This window comes from Streptomyces sp. NPDC096105 (genome assembly GCF_044763335.1).
Taxonomy (GTDB): Bacteria; Actinomycetota; Actinomycetes; order Streptomycetales; family Streptomycetaceae; genus Streptomyces.
In genome coordinates, this window is sequence record NZ_JBIWGC010000020.1 from 18387 (window position 1) to 44362 (window position 25976).

Annotated in this window: 25 protein-coding genes; 14 read left to right on the forward strand and 11 right to left on the reverse strand. The window is 73.3% G+C overall.

The window, feature by feature from the left end; genetic code table 11:
• Nucleotides 1–80 precede the first annotated feature (80 nt).
• Nucleotides 81–551, forward strand: a complete 471-nt coding sequence (locus tag ACIQ8B_RS25975; protein WP_106412145.1) for a Dps family protein — start codon at nucleotides 81–83, stop codon at nucleotides 549–551.
• Between the two features lie 67 nt (nucleotides 552–618).
• Nucleotides 619–825, forward strand: a complete 207-nt coding sequence (locus tag ACIQ8B_RS25980) for a hypothetical protein (protein ID WP_354671052.1) — start codon at nucleotides 619–621, stop codon at nucleotides 823–825.
• Nucleotides 826–1017: 192 nt separating this feature from the next.
• Here ACIQ8B_RS25980 and ACIQ8B_RS25985 read toward each other — a convergent pair whose 3' ends face one another.
• A complete protein-coding gene (locus ACIQ8B_RS25985; RefSeq protein WP_290011310.1) occupies nucleotides 1018–1854 on the reverse strand; it encodes an Fpg/Nei family DNA glycosylase in 837 nt (278 codons plus the stop codon).
• A gap of 34 nt (nucleotides 1855–1888) precedes the next feature.
• Nucleotides 1889–6745 carry an ATP-dependent helicase gene (locus ACIQ8B_RS25990; RefSeq protein WP_403550043.1) on the reverse strand — a complete coding sequence of 1619 codons (4857 nt, stop codon included), beginning with the start codon at nucleotides 6743–6745 and terminating at the stop codon, nucleotides 1889–1891.
• 74 nt (nucleotides 6746–6819) lie between these two features.
• On the opposite strand from ACIQ8B_RS25990, the gene ACIQ8B_RS25995 reads away from it, so the two are divergent.
• From ACIQ8B_RS25995 to ACIQ8B_RS26005, 3 genes are read left to right on the forward strand one after another with little or no spacing between them, the layout of a single operon-like run.
• On the forward strand, nucleotides 6820–7866 hold the full coding sequence (locus ACIQ8B_RS25995; protein WP_290011308.1) for an AraC family transcriptional regulator: 1047 nt from the start codon (nucleotides 6820–6822) through the stop codon (nucleotides 7864–7866).
• Nucleotides 7806–8483 carry an AzlC family ABC transporter permease gene (locus ACIQ8B_RS26000; RefSeq protein WP_403550046.1) on the forward strand — a complete coding sequence of 226 codons (678 nt, stop codon included), beginning with the start codon at nucleotides 7806–7808 and terminating at the stop codon, nucleotides 8481–8483. The genes ACIQ8B_RS25995 and ACIQ8B_RS26000 overlap by 61 nt, the downstream gene beginning before the upstream one ends.
• Nucleotides 8480–8788, forward strand: coding sequence for an AzlD domain-containing protein (locus ACIQ8B_RS26005; RefSeq protein WP_403550048.1), 309 nt, complete (start codon nucleotides 8480–8482; stop codon nucleotides 8786–8788). The genes ACIQ8B_RS26000 and ACIQ8B_RS26005 overlap by 4 nt, the downstream gene beginning before the upstream one ends.
• A 44-nt stretch (nucleotides 8789–8832) precedes the next feature.
• On the opposite strand, the gene ACIQ8B_RS26010 is transcribed toward ACIQ8B_RS26005, so the two are convergent.
• Nucleotides 8833–9768: a hypothetical protein gene (locus ACIQ8B_RS26010; protein ID WP_403550050.1), complete on the reverse strand. Its 936-nt coding sequence runs from the start codon at nucleotides 9766–9768 to the stop codon at nucleotides 8833–8835.
• A gap of 80 nt (nucleotides 9769–9848) precedes the next feature.
• Here ACIQ8B_RS26010 and ACIQ8B_RS26015 point away from each other — a divergent pair, with 80 nt between their 5' ends.
• From ACIQ8B_RS26015 to recX, 4 genes are all read left to right on the forward strand, one after another.
• Nucleotides 9849–10043: a DUF3046 domain-containing protein gene (locus tag ACIQ8B_RS26015; protein ID WP_093765185.1), complete on the forward strand. Its 195-nt coding sequence runs from the start codon at nucleotides 9849–9851 to the stop codon at nucleotides 10041–10043.
• A 59-nt stretch (nucleotides 10044–10102) separates the two neighbouring features.
• Nucleotides 10103–11428: an AI-2E family transporter gene (locus ACIQ8B_RS26020; RefSeq protein WP_403550052.1), complete on the forward strand. Its 1326-nt coding sequence runs from the start codon at nucleotides 10103–10105 to the stop codon at nucleotides 11426–11428.
• A gap of 269 nt (nucleotides 11429–11697) precedes the next feature.
• Nucleotides 11698–12816: a recombinase RecA gene (gene recA, locus ACIQ8B_RS26025; protein WP_290011303.1), complete on the forward strand. Its 1119-nt coding sequence runs from the start codon at nucleotides 11698–11700 to the stop codon at nucleotides 12814–12816.
• Between the two features lie 3 nt (nucleotides 12817–12819).
• Nucleotides 12820–13617, forward strand: coding sequence for a recombination regulator RecX (gene recX, locus ACIQ8B_RS26030; RefSeq protein ID WP_403550054.1), 798 nt, complete (start codon nucleotides 12820–12822; stop codon nucleotides 13615–13617).
• A gap of 216 nt (nucleotides 13618–13833) precedes the next feature.
• On the opposite strand, the gene ACIQ8B_RS26035 is transcribed toward recX, so the two are convergent.
• The 5 genes from ACIQ8B_RS26035 to ACIQ8B_RS26055 form a co-directional block, all read right to left on the reverse strand.
• Entirely contained in the window at nucleotides 13834–15483 is a 1650-nt protein-coding gene (locus ACIQ8B_RS26035) for an FAD-dependent monooxygenase (RefSeq protein ID WP_403550056.1), read from the reverse strand.
• A gap of 290 nt (nucleotides 15484–15773) precedes the next feature.
• Nucleotides 15774–16679, reverse strand: a complete 906-nt coding sequence (locus ACIQ8B_RS26040; protein ID WP_290011300.1) for an amino acid ABC transporter permease — start codon at nucleotides 16677–16679, stop codon at nucleotides 15774–15776.
• Nucleotides 16676–17341, reverse strand: a complete 666-nt coding sequence (locus tag ACIQ8B_RS26045; RefSeq protein ID WP_106412132.1) for an amino acid ABC transporter permease — start codon at nucleotides 17339–17341, stop codon at nucleotides 16676–16678. The genes ACIQ8B_RS26040 and ACIQ8B_RS26045 overlap by 4 nt, the downstream gene beginning before the upstream one ends.
• An 84-nt stretch (nucleotides 17342–17425) precedes the next feature.
• Nucleotides 17426–18268: a glutamate ABC transporter substrate-binding protein gene (locus ACIQ8B_RS26050; RefSeq protein WP_290011299.1), complete on the reverse strand. Its 843-nt coding sequence runs from the start codon at nucleotides 18266–18268 to the stop codon at nucleotides 17426–17428.
• An 82-nt stretch (nucleotides 18269–18350) separates the two neighbouring features.
• On the reverse strand, nucleotides 18351–19127 hold the full coding sequence (locus ACIQ8B_RS26055) for an amino acid ABC transporter ATP-binding protein (protein WP_290011298.1): 777 nt from the start codon (nucleotides 19125–19127) through the stop codon (nucleotides 18351–18353).
• Nucleotides 19128–19414: 287 nt separating this feature from the next.
• Between ACIQ8B_RS26055 and ACIQ8B_RS26060 the strand changes: the two genes are divergently transcribed.
• Nucleotides 19415–20101 carry a response regulator transcription factor gene (locus tag ACIQ8B_RS26060; protein ID WP_106416222.1) on the forward strand — a complete coding sequence of 229 codons (687 nt, stop codon included), beginning with the start codon at nucleotides 19415–19417 and terminating at the stop codon, nucleotides 20099–20101.
• 9 nt (nucleotides 20102–20110) lie between these two features.
• Entirely contained in the window at nucleotides 20111–21544 is a 1434-nt protein-coding gene (locus ACIQ8B_RS26065) for a sensor histidine kinase (protein WP_403550060.1), read from the forward strand.
• On the opposite strand, the gene ACIQ8B_RS26070 is transcribed toward ACIQ8B_RS26065, so the two are convergent.
• On the reverse strand, nucleotides 21523–22518 hold the full coding sequence (locus ACIQ8B_RS26070; RefSeq protein WP_290011765.1) for a TAXI family TRAP transporter solute-binding subunit: 996 nt from the start codon (nucleotides 22516–22518) through the stop codon (nucleotides 21523–21525). The genes ACIQ8B_RS26065 and ACIQ8B_RS26070 overlap by 22 nt on opposite strands.
• A gap of 63 nt (nucleotides 22519–22581) precedes the next feature.
• Between ACIQ8B_RS26070 and ACIQ8B_RS26075 the strand changes: the two genes are divergently transcribed.
• From ACIQ8B_RS26075 to ACIQ8B_RS26085, 3 genes are all read left to right on the forward strand, one after another.
• Nucleotides 22582–22902: a hypothetical protein gene (locus ACIQ8B_RS26075; RefSeq protein WP_403550063.1), complete on the forward strand. Its 321-nt coding sequence runs from the start codon at nucleotides 22582–22584 to the stop codon at nucleotides 22900–22902.
• 72 nt (nucleotides 22903–22974) lie between these two features.
• A complete protein-coding gene (gene miaB / locus ACIQ8B_RS26080; RefSeq protein WP_403550065.1) occupies nucleotides 22975–24501 on the forward strand; it encodes a tRNA (N6-isopentenyl adenosine(37)-C2)-methylthiotransferase MiaB in 1527 nt (508 codons plus the stop codon).
• 83 nt (nucleotides 24502–24584) lie between these two features.
• Complete coding sequence (locus ACIQ8B_RS26085) at nucleotides 24585–25298, forward strand: class III extradiol dioxygenase subunit B-like domain-containing protein (protein ID WP_106412124.1); 714 nt, start codon at nucleotides 24585–24587, stop codon at nucleotides 25296–25298.
• A gap of 63 nt (nucleotides 25299–25361) precedes the next feature.
• Here ACIQ8B_RS26085 and ACIQ8B_RS26090 read toward each other — a convergent pair whose 3' ends face one another.
• Nucleotides 25362–25634 carry an antitoxin gene (locus tag ACIQ8B_RS26090; RefSeq protein ID WP_106412123.1) on the reverse strand — a complete coding sequence of 91 codons (273 nt, stop codon included), beginning with the start codon at nucleotides 25632–25634 and terminating at the stop codon, nucleotides 25362–25364.
• A gap of 23 nt (nucleotides 25635–25657) precedes the next feature.
• Nucleotides 25658–25972, reverse strand: a complete 315-nt coding sequence (locus tag ACIQ8B_RS26095; protein ID WP_403550067.1) for a hypothetical protein — start codon at nucleotides 25970–25972, stop codon at nucleotides 25658–25660.
• Nucleotides 25973–25976: the final 4 nt, after the last annotated feature.

The following is a 25976-nucleotide window of genomic DNA, read 5'->3' on the forward strand; positions in this document are numbered from 1 at the left end:
CGTCGCCGTCCTGCGTTTGCCGGTGCGGCGGCGGGCCGTCATCGTGGAGACGGAGGCGGGGACCAGCCACGGAGGTGCGGATGTACGTCGTGAAGAGCCCGTTGTCCGACGAGAACCTGAAGACCGTCTCGGAGGCACTGCAGGGCGCCCTGGTCGATCTGGTCGACCTCTCCCTGGTGGCCAAGCAGATCCACTGGAACGTGGTCGGACCGCGCTTCCGTTCCGTCCACCTCCAGCTCGACGAGGTCGTGGCCACCGCGCGCGGTCACTCCGACACGGTGGCCGAGCGCGCCGCGGCACTGGGCGTCTCGCCCGACGGGCGGGCCGCGACGGTGGCCGTCGGCAGCGGGATCGGCGTCACGCCCGAGGGCTGGGTCGACGACGCGGCGGCGGTGAGCGCGCTGGTGGACGCGCTGGGCGCGGTGATCGCCCGCATGCGGGAGCGGATCGCGGCGACCGAGGAGCCCGACCCGGTGAGCCAGGACATCTTCATCACCATCACCGCGGACCTCGAGAAGCACCACTGGATGTTCCAGGCCGCGAACGGATGACACGGCCGTGGACGCCGGCACAGCCCCTGCGCGGCCGGCCGGGCGAGGGGTGTGCCGGTGTGCCGCCGTGGGCTTCACGGTGCTGTGGTGGTGGGCGGCGGCACGGCTGCTGCTCACGTCCGACGCCGGCGCCCTGGAAGGGGCGGTCGCAGCCGGCGGGTGGGGGCTGAGCGTGCTTCCGGTGCACTGCCTGCCCAAGGCGCGTGCGGAAGGCGCGCTCGCCGCGGGGCGGTGGCGGCGGGCCTGGGGCGCGGGACGCTCCCGGGGCTCGTGACGCGTGTGTGGCTGTGTCGGTCACCCGGCGGGACCCTCGGCGGCCTCGGGTGCGGGGCGGAACCCCGGTCGGCAGGTGGGGCGTTCGCGGGGCTCCCGGTGACGGGGCGACCCCCGCGGAGTCGCGTTGGTCGGCGGGCGGGGCTCCGACGGTCGGTCCGGGGTGCGGGCGCCGCCTGTGGGGTGACCCCGGTCAGCGGGCAGGGCTCCGGCGGGTGCCTGGGGGTGCGGGGGCAGGGGCCGGTCCCGGCTGACAGGTGGGGCACCAGTACGTGGGGCGTTCACGTGAGCCGTCGCCCTGCTCGGCCACGCGGACCGGGGTGCCGCAGCGCAGACAGGGGCGGCGGGCGCGGCCGTACACGTAGAGGTCCTGGCCGCGTCGGCCCGTGGTGTTGCGGACGGGGCGGTCGCGGTTGAACTCCAGCAGCTTCCTGGCCAGTTCCGGGAGGCCCGCCATCCGGTCGGCGGGCAGCTCCCCCACGGGGAGCCAGGGGGTGACGTGGAGCAGGAAGCACAGCTCGCTCTTGAACACGTTGCCGATGCCCGCGAGGTTCCGCTGGTCCAGCAGGGCCTCGCCGAGCTCGCGGCCGGGGTCCTTCCCGAGGTTGGCGAGCGCGAGGTCGGGATCCCAGTCGGGGCCCAGCAGATCGGGGCCGAGGTGGCCGACCGCGCGTTCTTCCTCGTCCTCGGTGCGGATCAGTTCCAGCACCGGGAGCCGGTAGCCGACGGCCGTGCGTCCGGCGTTGGCGAGGACGGCGCGGATCTGGTGCGCCGGGCCGCCGTTCCAGCGCTGCCCGGGTGCGTAGACCCGCCAGGAGCCGTCCATCCGCAGATGCGAGTGCAGGGTCAGACCGCCCTCGATCCGGGTCAGCAGGTGCTTGCCGCGGGCGGTGACCTCCAGCACCGAGCGGCCGGTGAGGTCCGACGTGGCGAACCGGGGCACGCGCAGATCGCTGCGGACCAGGACTCTGCCCGCGAGGGCGTCGTGCAACCGTCGCGCGGCCTGCCAGACCGTGTCTCCTTCAGGCATGCGTCCAAGGGTGTCACGTCCGGGCAGGCCGCGGTCAGGCGCGCAGGCGCAGCCCCCTGGGCGTGGCCACGAAGCCCGCGGTCTCCAGCAGGGCGCCCAGCGGGGAGGTCAGGGCGGGGGCGCCGTTGACGCGCTCCACGGTGACCGTGCCGAGCGAGCCCGCGCGGGCGGCGTTCGCGAGCGCCTCGGCGGCGACCGGCAGCCGCGGGTCGTCGGCCGGGCCGGCGCCGGGACCGGCGGGCCAGGCCAGCAGGGTCTTGCCGCCGCGCTCCATGTAGAGCGTCAGCTCGCCGTCCACCAGCACCACCAGGGAGCCCGCCTTGCGGCCCGGCTTGTGGCTCGCGCCGTCCGGCGGCTCCGGCCAGCCCAGCGCCGCCCCGTAGGCGTTGGCCGGGTCGGCGGCGGCGAGCACGACGGCACGGGAGGCGCGGTCCGGTCCCGTACGGCGGCCGGCGAACGGGACGTACGAGGGGCCGCCGCCGTTCCGCCAGGGCTGGGGGGAGCCCTGTGCGGCGAGGTCGCGCGGCGAGACGTACTCACCGGGCCGCGAGGGCAGGTACGGCCTGTCGTCCCGGCCCGGCGCGATCCCGTAGGGGCCGGCCCCCGTGCCGAACGGAGCGGACGCGTCCAGGGCCGTCCGCCCCTCGTCGCGCTCCCGGGCGTCGGCCGCCGCGCGGAGGCGGTCCACGGCGCCGTCCATCGCGAACTGGGCGGCGCCGAGGCCCTCCACGACGTAGCCGCGCCGGGCCTGCCCCGTCTCCTCGAAGGCGGACAGCACGCGGTACACCGCCGAGAAGCCGCCCTCGACGCCCTCGGCGGCGACGGCGCCACGGGTCACCACGCCGTGCCGGTCCAGCAGCGTGCGCGCCAGCGCGTGGGCGCGGACCGTGGTGTCGCCCTCCCGGCCGGGCAGCAGGGACCAGCGGCCGGCGACGGTGGGCGGGCCCGTGCGGGAGGCGCTGCGGGCGGCCGCCGTGAGGGAGCCGTAACGTCCGCGCGGCACCGCGCGCTTGGCGCGGTGGGCGGTGGACCCCGCGGTGCGGCCGGAGCCGAGCAGGGCGCGCAGGGGATTCAACGTGTCGTTGGTGAGCCGTCCGGACCAGGCGAGGTCCCACAGGGCGTCGGCCAGCTGCACGTCGCTCGCCTCGGGGTGCGTGGTGGCGCGGACCTGGTCGGCGATCTGCCGGAAGAAGAGGCCGTAGCCGCCGGACAGGGCGGCGAGGACGGACTCGTGCAGCGCGGTCGTCTCCAGCGGGTGCGGGGGAGGGAGCAGGAGCGGGGCCGCGTCCGCCAGATACAGGGAGACCCAACCGTCCTTGCCCGGCAGCGAACCGGCGCCGGCCCAGATCACCTCTCCGGCCGCGGTGAGCTCGTCGAGCATGGCCGGGGTGTAGTCCGCCACCCGGGACGGCAGGACCAGCTTCTCCAGGGCGGAGGCGGGCACGGACGCGCCCTGCACCTGTTCGACGGCCCGCAGGAGTCCGTCGATGCCGCGCAGGGAGTGGCCCTTGCCGATGTGCTGCCACTGGGGGAGGAACTGGGCCAGCGCGGCGGGCGGCACCGGCTCCAGCTCGTGCCGCAGCGCGGCCAGGGAGCGGCGGCGCAGCCGGCGCAGCACGGCCGCGTCGCACCACTCCTGTCCGATCCCGGCCGGGTGGAACTCGCCCTGGACGACCCGGCCGGCCGCCGCGAGCCGCTGCAGCGCGCCCTCGGTGACGGCCACGCCCAGTCCGAAGCGGGCCGCCGCCGTGGCCGACGTGAAGGGGCCGTGGGTGCGCGCGTACCGCGCGAGGAGGTCGCCCAGGGGGTCCTTGACGGGTTCGGTGAACGCCTCGGGCACGCCGACCGGCAGCGCCGTGCCCAGCGCGTCGCGCAACCGGCCCGCGTCCTCGACGGCCGCCCAGTGGTCCTCGCCCGCGATGCGCACCCGGATGGCGCGTCTCGCGGAGGCCAGCTCCTGCGCCCACGACGGCTCGGCGCTCCGCTCGGCCAGCTCGGCGTCGGTCAGCGGGCCGAGCAGGCGCAGCAGGTCGGCGACGCTCTCCGCGTCCTTCGCGCGCCGGTCCTCGGTGAGCCACTGCAGCTCGCGCTCCAGCCCGGTGAGCACCTCGGCGTCCAGCAGCTCGCGCAGCTCCGCCCGGCCGAGCAGTTCCGCGAGCAGCCGGGAGTCCAGCGACAGGGCGGCGGCCCGGCGCTCGGCGAGCGGGGAGTCGCCCTCGTAGAGGAACTGGGCGACGTACCCGAACAGCAGGGAGCGGGCGAAGGGGGACGGCTCCGGGGTGGTGACCTCGACCAGCCGCACCTTGCGGGACTCCAGGTCGCCCATCAGCTCGACCAGACCGGGGACGTCGAACACGTCCTGGAGGCATTCCCGGACCGCCTCGAGGACGATCGGGAACGAGCCGAACTCGCCGGCCACCTGGAGCAGCTGGGAGGCGCGCTGGCGCTGCTGCCACAGCGGGGTGCGCCGGCCCGGGCTGCGGCGCGGCAGCAGCAGCGCGCGGGCGGCGCACTCGCGGAACCGGGAGGCGAACAGGGCCGAGCCGCCGACCTGGTCGGTGACGACCTGGTCGACCTCGCCCTTGTCGAAGACGACGTCGGCGGCGCCCACGGGGGCCTGGTCCGCGTCGTACGCGGCGCCGGTCTTCGACGGCTCCTGGTCGAGCAGGTCCAGGCCCATCAGGTCGGCGTCCGGGAGGCGCAGCACGATGCCGTCGTCGGCGTGCATCACCTGGGCGTCCATGCCGTACCGCTCGGAGAGGCGGGCGCCGAGCGCGAGCGCCCACGGGGCGTGCACCTGGGCGCCGAACGGGGAGTGCACGACGACGCGCCAGTCGCCCAGTTCGTCGCGGAAACGCTCGACCACGATGGTGCGGTCGTCCGGGATGTGGCCGCACGCCTCGCGCTGCTCCGCCAGGTACGACAGCACGTTGTCCGCGGCCCAGGCGTCCAGCCCCGCCGCCAGCAGCCGCAGCCGGGCGTCCTCGTCGGACAGCGAGCCCACTTCGCGCAGGAACGCGCCCAGCGCGCGGCCCAGCTCCAGCGGCCGGCCCAGCTGGTCGCCCTTCCAGAACGGCAGCCGGCCCGGCACACCCGGCGCGGGGGAGACCAGGACGCGGTCGCGTGTGATGTCCTCGATGCGCCACGAACTGGTGCCGAGCGTGAAGACGTCGCCCACGCGCGATTCGTAGACCATCTCCTCGTCCAGCTCGCCGACCCGGCCCCCGCCCTTCTTGGGGTCGGCGCCCGCCAGGAACACGCCGAACAGGCCGCGGTCGGGAATCGTGCCGCCCGAGGTGACGGCCAGGCGCTGGGCGCCGGGGCGGCCGGTGATCTCGCCGGTGACCCGGTCCCACACCACGCGCGGGCGCAGCTCCGCGAAGGCGTCCGACGGGTAGCGGCCGGCGAGCATGTCCAGCACGGACGTGAACGCGGACTCCGGCAGCGAGGCGAACGGGGCCGCCCGGCGGACCACCGCCAGCAGGTCGTCGAACTGCCAGGTGTCCATCGCCGTCATCGCCACGAGCTGCTGCGCCAGGACGTCCAGCGGGTTCGACGGGACGCGCAGGGACTCGATCGCCCCCGTGCGCATCCGCTCCGTGACGACGGCGGCCTGCACCAGGTCTCCCCGGTACTTCGGGAACACCACGCCCGTGGACACCGCGCCCACCTGATGGCCCGCGCGGCCCACGCGCTGGAGTCCGGACGCCACCGACGGCGGCGACTCGACCTGCACCACCAGGTCGACGGCGCCCATGTCGATGCCCAGCTCCAGGCTGGACGTGGCGACCACCGCGGGCAGCCGGCCCGCCTTCAGGTCCTCCTCCACCTGGGCGCGCTGCTCCTTGGACACCGAGCCGTGGTGCGCCCGCGCGATGACCGCCGGCGCGCCCTGGGCGGCTCCGGAACCGCCCATCAGCTCGGCGGGGGAGTGGTGCTCGGGCGGAGGCTCGCCGGTGGCCCGCTCGTACGCGATCTCGTTGAGCCGGTTGCACAGGCGCTCGGCGAGCCGGCGGGAGTTCGCGAACACGATGGTCGAGCGGTGCGACTGCACCAGGTCGGTGATCCGCTCCTCGACATGCGGCCAGATCGACGGCCGCTCCGCGCCCTCCGGACTCTCCGGGACCGGGGAGCCGCCCAGCTCGCCCAGGTCCTCGACCGGCACCACCACGGACAGGTCGAACTCCTTGCCCGACTCCGGCTGCACGATCTTCGTCGTGCGGCGCGGGGACAGGAAGCGCGCCACCTCGTCCACCGGGCGCACCGTCGCCGACAGGCCGATGCGGCGGGCCGGCTGCGGCAGCAGCTCGTCCAGCCGCTCCAGGGACAGCGCCAGGTGGGCGCCGCGCTTGGTGCCCGCGACCGCGTGCACCTCGTCGAGGATCACCGTCTCCACGCCCGCGAGCGCGTCGCGCGTGGCGGACGTCAGCATCAGGAACAGCGACTCGGGCGTGGTGATCAGGATGTCCGGCGGCCGCCTGGCGAGGGAACGGCGCTCGGCGGGCGGGGTGTCGCCCGAGCGGATGCCGACCTTCACCTCCGGCTCGGGCATCCCCAGACGCACGGCCTCCTGCCGGATGCCGGTCAGGGGGCTGCGCAGATTGCGCTCGACGTCGACGGCGAGCGCCTTGAGCGGGGAGACGTACAGCACCCGGCAGCGCTTCTTGGGGTCGGCCGGAGGGGGCGTCGAGGCGAGCTGGTCCAGGGCGGCGAGGAACGCGGCCAGCGTCTTGCCGGATCCCGTGGGGGCCACCACCAGCACGTCCGAGCCCGCGCCGATGGCCTGCCAGGCGCCGGCCTGGGCGGCGGTGGGCGCGGAGAAGGCCCCCGTGAACCAGGCACGGGTCGCCGGGGAGAAACCGTCCAGGGCTCGGCGCGGATCGCTGACCATGCGTCCATCGTGCACCCGGCCACTGACAATCGGGCCGGTCCGGGGCACCGGACGGGCCGCGTGACAATGACGGTATGGCGGAATCGCGCGGGGAACGGGCGCGGCACTGGCGGTACGAGGAACTGCCCGGTGTCGACCTGCTGCGTGCCCGCTACATCCGCAAGTCGTTCGTCCGGCACACCCACGAACACTTCGTGATCGCCGCCATCGCCGACGGCGTCGAGGTCTTCCACCACGGCGGCACCGACCAGTACGCGGGCGTCGGCGCCCTCGCCCTGGTCAACCCCGACACGCCTCACACCGGCCGGGCGGGCGTTCCCGAGGGCTGGCAGTACGGGGCCGTCTACCCCTCGCCGGACGTGGTGGCCGCGATCGCCGCCGAGACCACCACCCTGCGCGGCACCCCGGGTTTCGTCACGCCGGTCCTCGAGGACCCCTACACGGTCCGGCTCGTCCACCGCGTGCTCCGGGCCACCGACGAGGGCAACGCGCTCGCCGCCGACACCCTGCTGCGGGTCGTGGTGACCCGGCTGCTGCGGCTGAACGGCGGCGCCCTGCCCCGGCGTGAGGTCCGCACGGCCGGCGCCCGGACCGCGGCACGCGCGCGTGCCGTGCTCGAGGAGCGCATGGCCGCCCCGCCCACCCTGGAGCAGCTCGCCGCCGACCTCGGCACCAGCCCGTTCGCCCTGCTGCGCGCCTTCCGCGACTCCTACGGCATGCCCCCGCACACCTGGCTCACCGACGCGCGCGTACGGAGGGCCCGGCGGCTGCTGGACGCCGGGACGACACCGTCCGAGGCGGCCGTCACCGTGGGCTTCACCGACCAGCCGCACCTCAACCGGCACTTCGGCCGCATCGTCGGCGTCCCGCCGGGCGCCTACCAGCGCGAGCGCAAGAACGTACAAGACGCGCGCGGCGGCCTTTCCGTAGCGTCCGGGGCGTGGCAGCGGAACGGACAGCACAGCACACGGACATACGGTCCGACATCGGAGGGAACGCACCTCCTGAGGCGGGAGGCAACGCACTCCCCGAGGGCGGAGGGAAGCCGGACGGCGCCGTCGTGCGGGACGCCCTCGGTGTCGGGGTCGCCGTCGGACTCTCCGGGTTCGCCTTCGGCGTGACCGCGGCGGGCAACGGGCTCAGCCTGCTCCAGACCTGCGCGCTCAGCCTGCTGGTGTTCACCGGCGCCTCCCAGTTCGCCCTGGTGGGAGCGCTGGCAGCGGGCGGCGGAGCCGTCACGGCCGCCGCGGGCGCGTTCTTCCTGGGCGTGCGCAACGCCTTCTACGGGCTGCGGCTGTCGCAGCTGCTGGCGCTGCCCCGCGCGGTGCGGCCGTTCGCCGCGCAGTGGGTGATCGACGAGACCGCCGCCGTCTCGCTCGCCCAGCCCACCCGGCGCAGCGCCCGCATCGGCTTCCTGGTCACCGGGCTCAGCCTCTACATCCTGTGGAACCTCACGACACTGCTCGGCGCGCTGGGCGCGGACGCCATCGGGGACACCGACGCGTGGGGCCTGGACGCGGCCGGACCCGCCGTTTTCCTGGCGTTGCTCGCGCCCATGCTGCGGACCGGCGCCGGGCGGGCCGCCGCCGCGCTCGCCGTGCTGCTGGGGCTCGGCCTGCTGCCCGTCCTGCCCGCCGGCGTCCCGGTCCTGGTGGCCGCGCTCGCGGCACCGGTCGTCCTGTGGGCGCACGGCCGCAGGAACGCGTCGCGCGACCACATGAGGGAGGAGGAGCGGTGACCATCTGGCTCGCGATCGGCCTGACCGTCGTCGGCTGCTACGCCGTGAAGCTCGCCGGGCTGCTGGTGCCCGCCGGGGCCCTCGAACGGCCCCTCGTGCGCCGGCTCGCCGCGCTGCTGCCCGTCGCCCTGCTCGCCGCCCTCACGGCCCAGCAGGCCTTCGCGGACGGACGTGCCCTGGTGCTGGACGCGCGGGCCGCCGGTCTGGCGGCCGCCGCCGTGGCGCTCCTGCTGCGTGCGCCGTTCCTGCTCGTGGTGGCGGCGGCCGTGCTCGTGACGGCGGGGGTGCGGGCCCTGGGCGGGTGAGGCGAGGCGGCCTCGTCCGGTCCTCTCGCGGGCTGCCGTGCGCCTCAGGCGAGGGGGCGGCCGTACGCGGCCAGGGTGCGCAGTGCCTCGATCGTCGCGATGGGGCGGGACTCCGCGAGGGCGCCCGGGGCGGGTTCGGAAGCGTCCGGGGACCGGCGGACGGGCCAGCCTCCGTCGTCCTGCTGCCCGGCCGCGAGGCAGTCCAGGGAACGATCCATCTCCGCGTCGGTGAACCACGCGCGCGCCAGTGAGTCCGGCGTCCGCGCGTAGTCGTGCGGGAAGCGGCGGTCGCCCGGGGTGCGGCCGGGGGCGCCCCGTTGCGCGCCGGGGCCGTCCGGGTCGAGCTCCACCAGCCGCTCCCGGCGCACCAGGCGGCCCAGCCGCTCGGCGGCGCCCTCCGCGCGGGCGCGGTCCGGGGCGTGGTCGAGGAAGAGCACGGCGGCCTCCACCTCGTCGGAGCGTGCCGTCTCCAGCGACTCCACGGCCTGCCGGCAGAAGTGGGTCGCGCGGAACAGCCACGGGTGCCACACCTCGTTGCGGTGCAGCAGCCCCACCACCGGCGCGGTGGCCGGCAGCGAGCCGGGCGCGTCGGCCGGATCGTCGCCGCTCCCGGCCGGGCGAACGCACGGGAGCGCACCGTCCGCCGTCGAGACGGACGTCAGATAGCGGCACACGTCCTCCGCGCGGCGCGCGTCGCAGCGTCCCACCGCGTCGAGCACGCGCAGCGCGCGTGCGATGTGGGCGGGCAGGCTGGCCGGTCCGCGCAGGGCGGGCTCCAGCGCGTGACCGTAGCCGCCGTCGTCGTTCCGGTACGCCGCCAGCGCCGTCTCCACGGGGCCTGCGGCGCCGTCGCGGAAGTGGTGGGCGAACAGGCGCTGCTCCAGGACGCGCGCGGTGAGCCACACGAAGCGCTCCGCGCGCGCGAGCGCGCCCTGCGACGAGGGTGTCGGGGTGAGCGGTACGGCTGCGGTGTCGGCCATGGCACCGACCGTAGGGGCACCACGGAGTCCCGCAGGGCCCGTGGGCCGGTGGCACCCTCGCAGGCGGGATACTGGGAGGCATGCGGTTGACGGTTTTCTGGGAGCGCATGACGGAGTACTTCGGCGCGGGCTACGCCGACACCTTCGCGCGCGACCATGTCATGTCCGAACTCGGCGGACGGACCGTCCACGAGGCGCTGGCGGCCGGCTGGGACGCCAAGGACGTCTGGCAGGTGGTCTGCTCCGTGATGGGCGTCCCCCGGGAACTGCGCTGATCGTCACATAGATCCCACGGGAGCGGACAGGTGTCGCGGCCGTGGGTGAGACTTGGGCCGTGGCAGCCACCGACGAGACCGGGCCCGCGGGCCAGAACACGACCGTGCCCGGCGCACCCCCGCCCACAGGCCCGCCGGCGGACCCCGCACCCCGGCCGAGCGCCCGCATGCCGCGGTGGCTGCCGCGCGCCATGGTGCTCGCGCTCGCCCTGGTCGCCGTGTTCCAGCTCGGCAGTTGGGCCTTCCACCAGCTCACCGGGCTGCTCATCAACATCCTGATCGCCTTCTTCCTGGCGCTCGCCGTGGAACCCGCGGTGAGCTGGATGGCCGCGCGCGGTGTGCGGCGGGGTCTCGGCACCTTCCTCGTCCTCCTGGGCGTCCTGGTCGTGGGGGCGGGGTTCGTCACGCTGCTCGGCTCGATGCTCGCGGAGCAGATCATCACGATCGTCGAGGACTTCCCGCAGTACCTCGACTCGGTGATCAACTGGGTCAACGCCCACTTCCACACCGAACTGCGGCGCGTCGACATCCAGGAGAACCTGCTGAGGTCCGACTGGCTGCGCAATTACGTGCAGAACAGCGCCACCGGCGTGCTGGACGTGTCCGCCCAGGTGCTCGGCGGGCTCTTCCGGCTGCTGACCATCGGCCTGTTCTCGTTCTACTTCGCCGCCGACGGGCCCCGGCTGCGCCGCACCATCTGCTCCGTCCTGCCGCCGGCCCGGCAGACCGAGGTGCTGCGCGCCTGGGAGATCGCCGTGAACAAGACGGGCGGCTATCTCTACTCGCGCGGTCTGATGGCCCTCGTCTCGGGCCTCGCGCACTACGTCCTGCTCGAGTTCCTCGACGTGCCCTACGCCCCCGTGCTGGCGGTGTGGGTGGGGCTGGTGTCGCAGTTCATCCCCACCATCGGCACATATCTGGCCGGTGCGCTGCCCATGCTGATCGCCTTCGCGGTCGCGCCCTGGTACGCGGTGTGGGTGCTGGTGTTCGTGGTGGTCTACCAGCAGTTCGAGAACTACGTGCTGCAGCCCAAGCTGACCGCCCGGACCGTCGACATCCACCCGGCGGTCGCCTTCGGCTCCGTCATCGCGGGCACCGCCCTGCTCGGCGCCGTGGGCGCCCTGATCGCCATCCCCGCCGTCGCCACGCTCCAGGCGTTCCTCGGCGCGTACGTGAAGCGGTACGACGTCACCGACGACCCGAGGGTCCTCGGCCACCGCGGCTCCGGCGGCCCGGGCGCCCTCGGCCGCCGCGTCCGGGGCCTGTGGGCACAGCGGCGCCCGGAACCGGCCGGTGCCGGGCCGAGCGGTGCCGGGACGGCCGGTGCGGGCGCGCCCGGCTCCGGCACGACCGGCAGGGGGGACGGCGGGACGGCCGGGGCGTGAGGGCCCGGGGCTTCCGGCACCGCGGGGCGGGCCCCGGCGACGAGGGGGTCCGGGGGCTCGGGGGTCCGGTGGTTCGGCTTGACACAAAAATCGAACATCTATTCTTATGAAGGAGCCGGTGAGGCTCAACTCCGGGCGTTCTGTCCCCGTCGGGGCGGATATGGGCCCGGGTTATCCACAGGCCGGACGTGCGTCGGGGCGCGTTGTCAGTGGCAGGCGTTAGCGTCTTTGACGTGAAGCGATCGACTCAAGCAAATCGGGTGGAACCCATGGCAGGAACCGACCGCGAGAAGGCGCTCGACGCCGCGCTCGCACAGATTGAACGGCAATTCGGCAAGGGCGCGGTCATGCGCATGGGCGAGCGGTCGAAGGAGCCCATCGAGGTCATCCCGACCGGATCGACCGCGCTCGACGTGGCCCTCGGCGTCGGCGGTCTGCCGCGCGGCCGCGTGGTGGAGATCTACGGACCGGAGTCCTCCGGCAAGACGACCCTGACCCTGCACGCGGTGGCGAACGCGCAGAAGGCCGGCGGCCAGGTCGCGTTCGTGGACGCGGAGCACGCCCTCGACCCCGAGTACGCGAAGAAGCTCGGCGTCGACATCGACAACCTCATCCTGTCCCAGCCGGACAACGGCGAGCAGGCCCTGGAGATCGTGGACATGCTGGTCCGCTCCGGAGCCCTCGACCTCATCGTCATCGACTCCGTCGCGGCGCTCGTCCCCCGCGCGGAGATCGAGGGCGAGATGGGCGACAGCCACGTGGGTCTGCAGGCCCGTCTGATGAGCCAGGCCCTGCGGAAGATCACCAGCGCGCTCAACCAGTCCAAGACCACCGCGATCTTCATCAACCAGCTCCGCGAGAAGATCGGAGTGATGTTCGGCTCCCCGGAGACCACGACCGGTGGCCGCGCGCTGAAGTTCTACGCCTCCGTGCGTATCGACATCCGCCGCATCGAGACCCTCAAGGACGGCACCGAGGCGGTCGGCAACCGCACCCGCTGCAAGGTCGTCAAGAACAAGGTCGCGCCGCCCTTCAAGCAGGCCGAGTTCGACATCCTCTACGGCCAGGGCATCAGCCGCGAGGGCGGTCTGATCGACATGGGCGTGGAGCACGGCTTCGTCCGCAAGGCCGGCGCCTGGTACACCTACGAGGGCGACCAGCTCGGCCAGGGCAAGGAGAACGCCCGCAACTTCCTGAAGGACAACCCCGACCTCGCCAACGAGATCGAGAAGAAGATCAAGGAGAAGCTGGGCGTGGGCGTCCGGCCCGAGGAGACCCCCGCCGAGGCGGGCGCGGACGCCGCGGGCGCCGCTCCGGCCGAGCCCGCGGCGGTACCGGCCCCGGCGGCCAAGGGCTCCAAGTCCAAGGCCCCGGCGGCCAAGAGCTGACCCGTGACCCGGCGAACCGACTGGGCCGAGTACGAGTACGACGCTCCCGGTGTCCCACGGGGGAGGGACACCGTGGGCGGCGAGGACCCGGCCGTCGGCGGTGACACGGCGTACGGCGACGGCGCGGACCCCGGCCACCCGGACGCGGACGGTGGCGGCGGTCGTACGGCACGGACGGGTGGCTCGCGTGACGGCGGGCCGCACGGTGCACGCGGACGCCGGCGCCGCTCCTTCGGCGAGGCGGCCGCGGCGGACGGAGGCGCCTCCGCATCGGTGAGGGCAGAGCGGGAGGAACCTCCGGGGGACCCGGTGGAGCGGGCGCGGGCGATCTGCCTGCGGCTGCTCACCGGGACCCCGCGCACCCGCAAGCAGCTCGCCGACGCCCTCCGCAAGCGGGAGATCCCCGACGAGGCCGCCGAGGAGGTGCTGTCCCGGTTCGAGGAGGTCGGACTGATCAACGACAGCGCCTTCGCGGACGCCTGGGTGGAGTCCCGGCACCACGGCCGCGGGCTGGCCCGGCGCGCCCTCGCGCGTGAGCTGCGCACCAAGGGCGTGGACCCCGCGCTGGTCGACGAGGCCGTCTCCCGGCTCGACTCCGAGCAGGAGGAGGAGACCGCCCGCGAACTGGTCGCGCGCAAGCTGCGCGCCACCCGCGGACTCGACCGCGACAAGCGGATACGCCGCCTCGCCGGCATGCTCGCCCGCAAGGGCTATCCGGAGGGCCTCGCCCTGCGCGTGGTCCGCCAGGCGCTGGAGGAGGAGGGCGAGGCCACCGAGTTCCTCGGTGACGAGGGGTACTGAGCGGGCAGCCGGAGACGGGTGCTCCGCCTGCGCGGCTGCCGGTGTCACCAGTGGTGCGGACGCCCGCCAGGCCTGGAAGCCGCCGCTCAACGGCACCGTGTTCAGCCGCACCACGCCCAGCGCACCCTCGCTCCAGGCGCCCCCGCCCTCAGCGCACCCCAACGCGCCGGGGCGCTCACGCCCAGACCAAGGCCCGCCCCCAGCAGGCGCCCCACCTCACCGAGACCCCGCCCTCGCGTCCTCCCTGGCCTTCGCCCCCGCATCGCCCGGGTCTCCCGCGTCCCTCGACTCCGCCGAGACCGCCGGTCCGCCGAGGGCCGCCTCCGCCGCCGCGTACATGTCCGCCGGGCGGACCCCGCTCAGCGCCGTGACGAGGTGTCCGTCGGGGCGGACGAGCAGGACCGTGTGGGCCGCCGCGCCCGGATAGCTCTCGGTGACCAGCAGTTCCGCGCGGTGCGGCAGCGCGGAGACGGCGGCCGCCAGCCGCGGCATGATCCCGGCGGACACCCAGTGCCGGCGTTCCCACACCCCGGTGCCCGGCGCGACCAGCACCACCAGCAGGGCACTCCGCCCGAGCCGGTCCCGTAGCCGGACGAAGGTGCCGTCCTCGGCGGTGACGACCACGTCCGTGACCGCCGCCCCCGGCGCCGTGCCGACCGGCGCCTCGCCCTCCAGAGGGCCGGGCGCGAGCGGCGAGTCGGCGTACGTGCCGGGCGCGCCCAGCGCGCCCCGCCCGAGGTGACCGTCCATCAGGAGCGTGTCGAGGCCGCGCGAGGAGCCGGGGACGTAGGCGCGCAGCCCTCCGCCGCCGCGCAGCAGCGGCAGTGCCTGGTCGGCGGCGCGCAGCCGGGAGGCGACGATGGCGCGACGCTCGGTCTGATAGCTGTCGAGCAGCGCGTCGTGCGGGCCGTGGTGCCAGGCCAGGGCCAGTTTCCAGGCGAGGTTGTCGGCGTCGCGCAGCCCTTCGTCCAGCCCGTGCGTGCCCAGCGCGCCGAGCAGGTGCGCCGCGTCCCCGGCGAGGAAGACGCGGTCGGCCCGCCAGCGCCGGGCCAGCCGGTGGTGGACGGTGTGCACCCCGGTGTCGAGCAGTTCGTACGGCGGCACCGAGCCGCCGTTCCAGCCGGCCAGGGTCTCCCGGATGCGGGTGAGCAGCATCTCGGGGGTGACCAGGTCCTTGCCGGGCGGCAGCAGCCAGTCCAGCCGCCACACCCCGTCCGGCAACGGGCGTGCGGTGATCTCGCCGGCGAAGGGGCCGGACGTGCGCCACGGCGGCGAGCGGTGCAGCAGCGCCTCGTCCTGCCAGGGGAGTTCGGTGCGCAGGGCGGCGACGGCGTGACGTTCGACCGCGGTGCGGCCGGGGAAGCGGATGTCCTGGAGTTTGCGCACGGTGGAGCGCGGGCCGTCGCAGCCGACCAGGTAACTGCCGCGCCACCAGGTGCCGGAGGAGCCCCGGGTGCGGGCGGTGACGCCGGAGCGTTCCTGCTCTATGGTGTCCAGCCGGCTGTCGGCGACGATCTCGACGAGCCGTTCGTTCTCCAGCACCGCGCGCAGCGCGCCGGTCAGGACGTGCTGGGCGATGTGCAGGGGAGCGGCCTCAGCGTCCTGGAAGGCGACCTCGCCCGTCACCTGCTTGCGCCGCATCGACCGCCATCCGGCCCAACGGAAGCCCGCGTGGCCGAGGGACAGGCCGGTCAGCCGCTCCATCAGCGCGGCGGTGTCCTCACGCAGCACGACGGTGCGGGCGGGACGGGGTTCGTCCTTGCCCGGCCCCTCGTCGAGGACCACGCACGGCACGTCCTGACGCGCCAGCGCCAGCGCCAGCGTGAGCCCGACGGGCCCCGCTCCGACGACGATCACCGGGTCCACGGCGCGGCGCCCCCTGCTCGGAATGACGTCGGGGAGGACGTGGGGGAACAGGGAGATGGAGCAGGGTGCACGATCACAGAACGTATGCAACCCATTGCCGGTGCTTGCGTCAAGTGACCGAAGGGCAGTGGCGATCATGAGCCGCTGCGGAAGCGGTCCCGGCACATGACAGTTCCTCACGTGGGTCCGGGGCGCACCGCTCACCCGTCACGGTGATGACGGCCGGTCACCGGCACGACTGTGGCCCGCCGTTCCCGGCGGGCCACAGTCGTGTCACGGGCGGACGCGCGTCAGACGCCGTCGGTCTTGTGCGGACCGCCGACCTCGGCCGCGTTGATGTCGTCCACGTCGTCGACGCCGAGCACCGCACCCGTACCGCGCTTGCTGCGTCGCAGCCGTGCCTCGAGCCAGGAGGCGAAGGAGGTCAGGGCGAAGTTGAGCGCGATGAAGAGCACGGCGACCACGGTGAAGCTGGCGATCACGTTGGCGCCGTAGTAGCCGCTCATCGTGTTGGCCGAGGCGAGGAGCTCGGGGAAGGTGAGGACGGCGCCGCCCAGGGCGGTGTCCTTCACGATGACGACGAGCTGGCTGACGATGGCCGGGAGCATCGCGGTGACCGCCTGCGGCAGCAGGACCAGCCGCATGAGCTGGTTCTTGCGCAGGCCGATCGCCATCGCGGCCTCGGACTGGCCCTTGGGCAGGGACAGGATGCCGGCGCGCACGATCTCCGCGAGGACGGAGGCGTTGTAGAGGACCAGACCCGTGACAACCGCGTACAGCGGACGGTCGTCGGAACTGACGTTGGTGTACTCGGCGAACAGCGCCAGGCCGAAGATCATCAGGACCAGCACGGGGATGGCGCGGAAGAACTCCACCACGACACCGGCGGGGATCCGGACCCAGGCGTGGTCGGACAGGCGGGCGATGCCGAGGACCGCGCCGAGCGGCAGTGCGATGACCACCGCGAGGACGGCGGCCTTCAGCGTGTTCTGCAGACCCGGCCAGATGTACGTGGTCCAGGCCTCGGTGCCGGTGAAGAACGGCTTCCACAGGGCCCACTCGAGCTGGCCCTTGTCGTTGAGGGTGCTGAACACCCACCAGAGGAGGGCGGCGAGAGCGACCAGGAACACCGCCGTGAAGATGATGTTCCGCCGCTTGGCGCGGGGGCCCTGGGCGTCGTAGAGAACGGAGCTCATCGCTTCACCGCCACCTTCTTGCCCACCCAGCCGAGGAACAGGCCGGTCGGCAGCGTCAGAACCACGAAACCGAACGCGATGACCGCGGAGATCAGCAGCAGCTGCGCCTCGTTCTCGATCATCTCCTTCATCAGCAGCGCCGCCTCGGCGACGCCGATGGCGGCGGCCACCGTGGTGTTCTTGATGAGCGCGATGAGGACGTTCGCCAGCGGCCCGACGGACGAACGGAACGCCTGGGGCAGCACCACGAGACCCAGCACCTGGTTGAAGCTGAGGCCGAGCGCGCGGGCGGCCTCGGCCTGGCCGACCGGCACGGTGTTGATGCCGGAGCGCAGCGCCTCGCACACGAAGGCCGAGGTGTACAGGATCAGACCGAGGACGGCGAGCCGGAAGTTGATCGTTTCGAAGTCGTCCGCGCCGAGCGTGGCGCCCAGGGTCTGGTTCAGGCCGAGCGACGTGAACAGGATGATGACCGTCAGCGGGATGTTCCGCACGATGTTCACGTACGCGGTCCCGAAGCCGCGCATCAGCGGCACCGGGCCGACGCGCATGGCGGCCAGCAGGGTGCCCCAGATCAGGGAGCCGACGGCGGAGAGCACAGCGAGCTGCACCGTCGTCCAGAAGGCCCCCAGCAGGTCGTAATCTTCAAGAAAGTCGAACACGATCTCCCGCGCTTCCGCGTGTAGGGATGCATGCCCCGGTGCGCCGCCCCGCATCGGGGGCGGCGCACTCCGTCAGGCGCTGCCTCAGCTCTTGATGTCGCCGATCTTCGGCGCGGGCTCGTACTTGTAGTTGGCCGGGCCGAAGTTCTCCTTCACGGCCGTCTCCCAGCTACCGTCGGAGACCATCTCCTCAAGGGCCTTGTTGATCTTGTCCTTGAGGTCGCTGCCCTTCTTGACGCCGATGCCGTAGTTCTCGTTCGTCAGCTTGAAGCCGCCGAGCTTGAACTTGCCCTTGAACTGGTCCTGGGCGGCGTAGCCGGCGAGGATCGAGTCGTCCGTGGTCAGCGCGTCCACGGCGCCGTTCTGCAGACCGGGCAGGCACGCCGAGTAGGTCGGGTACGGCTGGAGCTGGGCCTTGGGCGCCAGCTTCTCCTTGATGTTCTGCGCCGAGGTGGAGCCGGTGACGGAGCAGAGCTTGGCGTTGTTCAGGTCCTCGGGCGACTTGATCTTGTCGTCGTCGGCGCGGAGCAGCACGTCCTGGTGGGCGAGCAGGTACGGACCGGCGAAGTCGACCTTCTCCTGGCGCTCAGGGGTGATCGAGTAGGTGGCGGCGATGAAGTCGACGTCGCCACGCTGCAGCATGGTCTCGCGGTCGGCGCTCTTCGACTCCTTCCACTCGATCTGGTCCTCCTCGTAACCGAGCTTCTCGGCGACGTAGGTGGCGACGTCCACGTCGAAGCCCTCGTAGCCCTGCGGGGTCTTCTGGCCGAGGCCCGGCTGGTCGAACTTGATGCCGATCGTGATCTTGTCCTTGCCGCCGTCCGAGGACGACGACCCGCCGTCCCCGTCGCCGCCGCCGCACGCGGTGGCGGTCAGGGCGAGGGCGAACACGGTGGCCGAGGCGGCGGTGACCTTGCGGAGCTTCATGGTGCACATCCTTTGACTGGTGAAGTGATGCGGCCCGGTCAATGTCCGGTGACGCAGGTCGGCAGGGACGCGGCGGTGTGCCTCAGTGGTGCAGGATCTTCGACAGGAAGTCCTTGGCACGGTCGCTGCGCGGGTTGCTGAAGAACTGGTCCGGCGTCGCCTGCTCGACGATGCGGCCGTCCGCCATGAACACCACACGGTTCGCGGCCGAACGCGCGAAGCCCATCTCGTGGGTGACGACGATCATGGTCATGCCGTCACGGGCGAGCTGCTGCATGACCTCGAGAACCTCGTTGATCATCTCGGGGTCGAGAGCCGACGTCGGCTCGTCGAAGAGCATGACCTTGGGTTCCATCGCCAGGGCCCGCGCGATGGCGACGCGCTGCTGCTGACCACCGGAGAGCTGTGCGGGGTACTTCTCGGCCTGCGCGCCCACGCCGACCCGGTCGAGGAGGGCACGCGCCCGCTCCTCGGCCTCCTTCTTGTCCTTCTTCCGGACCTTGACCTGGCCGAGCGTCACGTTCTCGAGCACGGTCTTGTGCGCGAAGAGATTGAAGGACTGGAAGACCATCCCCACATCGGCACGGAGCCGCGCCAGCGCCTTGCCCTCGTCGGGCAGGGGCTTGCCGTCGATCGTGATCGAGCCGGAGTCGATCGTCTCCAGACGGTTGATGGTGCGGCACAGGGTGGACTTCCCGGACCCGGAGGGTCCGATGACCACGACGACTTCGCCACGGGCGACCGTGAGGTCGATGTCCTGGAGAACGTGCAACGCGCCGAAGTGCTTGTTGACGCTCTTCAGGACGACCAGATCGCCGGTCGCGGCCACATCTTCCTTGGCCACCGATACTTCGGTCATCGCTTTCGGGCTCCGTCCTCCTCGGGTTTCGGAGGACAGTAGTAACCCTTCAGACCTGCGTCATTACATCTGAGGGGAATCTGAGCATCACGATCCGATAGCAATCGGACACCTGTCGTAGCACTTGTGAGCAGGGGCGCGTCCCGGCCGCACAACGGTACCGAAGCGCAACCGGAACCCTCTTGACGTGGTCGTCCCTCATCGGCGTGACTGCAAGGTGCACCCCGCGTGCGCACGTGCAGGGAAACACCCGCGGACGTACGGCCGATGAATTGAAGGAGGCCCTGGTGAGACTGCTGCTCGTCGAGGACGACAACCACGTCGCCGCGGCCCTGTCGGCCGTCCTGGCCCGCCACGGCTTCGACGTCACCCACGCGCGCAGCGGCGAGGAGGCCCTGCAGGCTCTCGTCCCCGAGAGCGACGGCTTCGGCGTCGTCCTGCTCGACCTGGGCCTGCCCGACCAGGACGGATACGAGGTGTGCGGCAAGATACGCAAGCGCACCGGCACCCCCGTGATCATGGTCACCGCGCGCTCCGACGTGCGCTCCCGCATCCACGGCCTCAACCTCGGCGCCGACGACTACGTGGTGAAGCCGTACGACACCGGGGAGCTGCTCGCCCGGATCCACGCCGTCAGCCGCCGCACCGTCCACGAGGAGCCCACCGGCTCGACCGAGACCGAGCTGCTCCTCGGCCCGGTGCGCATCGAGCTGCCCACCCGGCAGGTCAGCGTCAACGGCACGCCCGTCCAGCTCACCCGGAAGGAGTTCGATCTGCTCGCGCTGCTGGCCCAGCGTCCGGGGGTGGTCTTCCGCCGGGAGCAGATCATCAGCGAGGTGTGGCGCACCAGCTGGGAGGGGACCGGCCGCACCCTGGAGGTGCACGTGGCCTCCCTGCGCTCCAAGCTCCGCATGCCCGCCCTGATCGAGACCGTGCGCGGCGTCGGCTACCGGCTCGTCGCGCCCACGGCGTAGCGGGGCCGGGTGCGCACACGTCTGCTGCCGCTGCTCATCGTCCTGATGGCGGCCGTCCTGCTCGCCCTCGGCGTGCCGCTCGCGGTGAGCCTCGCCGGCGCCCAGCAGCAGAAGGTCGTCGTCGACCGGATCGACGACACCGCCCGCTTCGCGGCCCTCGCCCAGTTCGTCACCGAGCCCGCCGACACCTCCGGCGGCGACGTCAACGAGCGCCGCGAGACCCTCAGCAGCGAACTGCGCAGCTACCACAAGGTCTACGGCATCCGCGCCGGCGTCTTCTACCGCAACGACGCCCCCATGGCGCACGCCCCGGAGGACTTCTTCCTGCCCCGCACCGGCGAGGTCCGGGACGCCTTCAAGGAGGCGCTGCTCAGCCGCCGCAGCCACGACCCCGAGCAGGTGTGGCCCTGGCAGCGGCGCAGTCTGGTGGTCGCCTCGCCGGTCATCCGGGACGGCGACGTCGTCGCGGTCGTGGTCACCGACTCGCCCACCGGGCAGATGCGGTCCCGCATCCTCCAGGGCTGGCTGGTCATCGCCGCGGGGGAGGCGGCCGCGATGCTGCTGGCCGTCGGCGCGGCGCTCCGGCTCACCGGCTGGGTGCTGCGGCCGGTGCGCGTCCTCGACGCCACCACCCACGACATCGCCACCGGCCGCCTGAAGTCCCGCGTCGCGGTGGCCGGCGGACCCCCCGAGCTGCGCCGGCTCGCGCGTTCCTTCAACGAGATGGCGGACAACGTCGAGAACGTGCTGGAACAGCAGCGCGCCTTCGTCGCCGACGCCTCCCACCAGTTGCGCAACCCGCTGTCCGCGTTGCTGCTGCGCATCGAACTGCTCGCCCTGGAACTGCCCGAGGACAACGAGGAGATCGCCTCCGTGCAGGCCGAGGGCAGACGGCTGGCGCAGGTCCTGGACGACCTGCTCGACCTGGCCCTCGCCGAGCACAGCGAGCCCGCCCTGCAGATCGTCGACATCGGCGCCGTGGCCGCCGAGCGGGTCGCCGCCTGGTCGCCGTCCGCCGACGCCAAGGACGTGACGCTGACCGGCGTCTGTCCGCCGACCACCGCGTGGGCGGACCCGGTGGCGCTGTCCAGCGCGCTGGACGCGGTCATCGACAACGCCGTGAAGTTCACCCCGGCGGGCGAGACGGTCGAGGTGACCGTCGCCCCCGACGGCGACACGGCGACCATCGTCGTCGCCGACAACGGCCCCGGACTGACCGACGAGGAGCTGACCCGCATCGGCGACCGCTTCTGGCGCAGCGGGCGGCACCAGAACGTCAAGGGCTCGGGCCTCGGCCTGTCCATCTCCCGGGCCCTGCTCGCAGCGGGCGGCGGCTCCCTCTCCTACGAGCCGCACGAGCCGCACGGACTGCGGGTGACCGTGACCGTGCCGCGCAACGCCCCCGCGGGGGAGGCGGCCGGTCAGGGCTTGACGGACCGGTAGTACCGGCGGGCGCCCTCGTGCAGCCGCAGCGGATCGGTGTAGATGGCGGTGCGCACGTCGACGAGCTGCGCGGAGTGCACGTGGGCGCCTATGCCGTCGCGGCTCTTCAGCACGATCCGGGTCAGCCACTCGGTGAGCCGGGGGTCCGCGTCCGCGTGGGTGATCAGCAGGTTGGAGACCGCCATGGTCGGCACGGCCGAGCCGAGCTGACTGCCCGGGTAGGCCGACTCCGGCATGTTGGTCGCGCGGTAGTGGCGGGTGGCGCCGCCCTGGTCGTGCAGCTTCGCGACGAGGGAGGCGTCGATCGGCACGAACCGCAGCGCGGACTCCTCGGCATACGTCTTCAGACCGTCCGTGGGCAGCCCGCCCGACCAGAAGAAGGCGTCCAGGCCGTGCCCCAGGCGCCCGGGGCCGGTGTCGATGCCGTCCGCGGACGGCACGATGTCCCGCTCCGGGTCGATGCCGGCCGTCCGCAGCAGCCGGTTGGCGATGAGCCGCACCCCGGACTTCGGCGGCCCTATGGCGACCCGCTTGCCCCGCAGGTCGGCGAGGGTACGGATGCCCGAGCCGGGCGCGACGGCGAGCTGCACGTAGTCGTCGTACAGGCGCGCCACCCCACGCAGCCGGCCGGCGCCGGTGCGGTCCTCCTGCCGGTACGTCTCCACGGCGTCGGCCGCCGCGAAGGCGAAGTCGGCCTGCCCGGTGGCGACCCGGCGGACGTTCTCCCAGGAGCCGTCGCTGGTCTCCAGCCGCACCGTCAGACCGGGCATGTCCTTGCCGAGCGCGGTGCGCAGCAGCTCGCCGTACTTCTGGTAGACGCCGGCGCGGGTGCCCGTGCTCATCGTGATCGTCCCGCCGGGCGGCTCCTCACGCCAGGGCGCCAGCCACCACAGCAGCAGCCCGAGCACCACCAGGCCGGCGGCCGTGCCCCGCAGGGCCCGCCGCCTGCCGATGGGGGACAGCACGTGGGACATGGCCGCGATCCTGCCAGCCCGGTGGCCCGCTGACCAGGGCGGAACTCACAGGACCGCCCGGTGATGTCCGAGCCGGCCGTTACCGCCCCACCGTGGAGCGAGCCGCTGGCCGTCGTCGCCGTCGCCGCGGCCCACGCCTCCGGACGCCCGGCCTTCGTCCCGGCCGGCATCGCGCTCGTCGTGGGGCTGCACTTCTTCCCGCTCGCCCGGCTGTACGACCAGTGGCAGTACCGGTGGACGGGCGCGCTGACGACGGCGGTGGCGGCCGTCGGCGCCGTGCCGGCCCTGGCCGGCCCGCCGGCCGGGACCGTCCAGCTCGTGGTCGGCCTGGCGTGCGCGGCGGCCCTCTGGGTTTCCACCTGTCACCTGGCCGTACGCGGCTGAGCCGCCTGGCGGTACGCGGCCGAGGGGGAACGCGGGGCGGAGCCGCTCCGGGAAACGCCTACCCTTGTTGCCATGACCAGCAGCAGTGACCGGAGCCCCGCCGTGGACGTTCTCTCGACCAGGACCTACGAGATTCGCACCTACGGGTGTCAGATGAACGTCCACGACTCCGAGCGCCTCGCCGGGCTGCTGGAGGACGCCGGGTACGTCCGCGCCTCCGAGGGCTCCGACGGCGACGCCGACGTCGTCGTGTTCAACACCTGCGCCGTGCGCGAGAACGCCGACAACAAGCTGTACGGCAACCTGGGCCACCTCGCGCCGAAGAAGGCGAGCCGCCCCGGCATGCAGATCGCGGTCGGCGGCTGCCTCGCGCAGAAGGACCGGGACACCATCGTCAAGCGCGCCCCCTGGGTGGACGTCGTCTTCGGCACGCACAACATCGGCAAGCTGCCGGTGCTGCTGGAGCGCGCCCGCGTCCAGGAGGAGGCGCAGGTCGAGATCGCCGAGTCGCTGGAGGCGTTCCCCTCCACGCTGCCCACCCGGCGTGAGAGCGCCTACGCCGCCTGGGTGTCGATCTCCGTCGGCTGCAACAACACCTGCACCTTCTGCATCGTCCCCGCCCTGCGCGGCAAGGAGAAGGACCGCCGCCCCGGCGACATCCTCGCGGAGATCGAGGCCCTGGTCGCCGAGGGCGTCTCGGAGGTCACCCTGCTCGGCCAGAACGTCAACGCCTACGGCTCCGACATCGGCGACCGCGAGGCGTTCAGCAAGCTGCTGCGCGCCTGCGGGAGGATCGACGGCCTGGAGCGGGTCCGCTTCACCTCCCCGCACCCCCGCGACTTCACCGACGACGTCATCGCCGCCATGGCCGAGACGCCCAACGTGATGCCGCAGCTCCACATGCCGCTGCAGTCCGGCTCCGACCCCGTCCTCAAGGCGATGCGCCGCTCCTACCGGCAGGAGCGCTTCCTCGGGATCATCGAGAAGGTCCGCGCCGCCATCCCGCACGCGGCGATCAGCACCGACATCATCGTGGGCTTCCCCGGCGAGACCGAGGAGGACTTCCAGCAGACCCTGCACGTCGTCCGCGAGGCCCGCTTCGCCCAGGCGTTCACCTTCCAGTACTCCAAGCGGCCCGGCACCCCGGCCGCCGAGATGGACGGGCAGATCCCCAAGCAGGTCGTCCAGGAGCGCTACGAGCGTCTCGTCGCCCTCCAGGAGGAGATCTCCTGGGAGGAGAACAAGAAGCAGGTCGGCCGCACCCTGGAGCTGATGGTCGCCGAGGGCGAGGGCCGTAAGGACGACACCACCCACCGCCTCTCCGGCCGCGCCCCCGACAACCGCCTGGTGCACTTCACCAAGCCCGACCAGGAGGTCCGCCCCGGCGACGTGGTCACCGTCGAGGTCACCTACGCGGCACCGCACCACCTCCTCGCCGAGGGTCCCGTCCTCGACGTGCGCCGCACCCGCGCGGGCGACGCCTGGGAGAAGCGCAGGACGGAGAAGGCGGCCAAGCCCGCGGGCGTGCTGCTCGGCCTGCCCAAGGTGGGCGTGCCCGAGCCGCTGCCGGCGGTCAGCGGCGGCTGCGCCGTCGACTGAACCCGTCCGCGCGCCGTGGAGGCCCGCCCTCCGCGGTACCGCCCGGCGGGGCGGGTCCGGACGGCCGCAGTAGGCTGCTGATCATGCTTGTCGCCGCCGCAGTCTGCCCCTGCCCGCCGCTGCTCGTGCCGGAGGTCGCCGCCGGCGCCGCCCAGGAGCTGGACGCCGCGCGCGCCGCCTGCACGGACGCGCTCGGCGTGCTCGCCGCGGCCCGCCCCGACCTCCTCGTGGTCGTGGGCCCGGACGACGGCACCGGGACACGCGCTTATCCGGCGGGCGCCCCCGGCTCCTTCCGCCGCTTCGGTGTCCGTCTGGACGTGCGGCTGGGGGAGGGCGACGGCGCGGCCGGCGGGGAACTGCCGTACGGGCTCGCCGTGGGCGCCTGGCTGCTGGGGCGGACCGGGTGGGCCGGCGCCCCCGTCGAAGGGCGGGGCGTGGGGGAGTCCCTCACGCCCGACGCGTGTGTCGAGGAAGGGCGGCGGCTGGCCGGCCGGGCGGAGCGGGTGGCCATGCTCGTGATGGGCGACGCCAGCGCCTGCCGCACCGTGAAGGCGCCCGGCTACCTGGACGAGCGTGCGGAGCCCTTCGACGCGGAGATCGCCCGCGCGCTCGGCTCGGCCGACGCGGCAGCCCTGCGCGCGCTGGACACCGGGCTGGCGCGCGAGCTGAAGGTGTCCGGCCGTGCGCCCTGGCAGGTGCTGGCCGGGGCGGCCGACGGCACCGCCGGGCTGTCGGGCGCGCTGCTCCACGAGGACGCCCCGTACGGCGTGGGCTACCTGGTCGCCACCTGGTCGTAGACCCGCACGCGGAACGGCGGACGGCCGGGGCGGCTCGCCCCGGCCGTCCGCCGTTCGTGCCGCTCAGGAGGCGGGCGGCGGTCCGGCCGGCGGAGGCGTGCCGCCGCCCGCCTCCGGACCGGGGTCGTTCTTGTGCGTGAAGCGGTCCACGGCCTCCTTGGCCCTGCCCGTGCCCGACTGGATCCGGTCGCTGTACTTGCCCTTGGTCCGCCGGTCGACGGTCTGTGCCGCCTTGTCCAGGCCGTGCTGGATCTTGTCCTCGTGCTGCTGCGCGAGGCCGGAGACCTTGTCCTTGGCGGGACCGATCTTGGCCTTCAGATTGTCCAGGAGACCCATGATGTACCTTCCCTCGCGGCACGCTACGTGCGGGCGCCCTCGCCGGCTTCGCTGTCGGCGGCCTTGCCGGACTGCTGCTTCGGGATCTCGACGCTCTCCGTGACGGCGCCCTCGCCGGACTCCTTCGCCGGGGAGGAGTCCGGGGACGACTCGGGGGAGGACTCCGTCACCGCGGCCCCGGAGGTCTCCGGTGCGCCGTCGGCCGCGGCCTCGGGCTGCGCCGTCGCCGCCGTGTCGTCCGTGCCGGTCCCGGCCTTCTCCCCGTCGGTCCGGGCCTCGGCCGCCGCTGTCTCTCCCGTGGTCTTCGACCTCCGAAAAAGTCGTGCAAAAACGCCCATATCC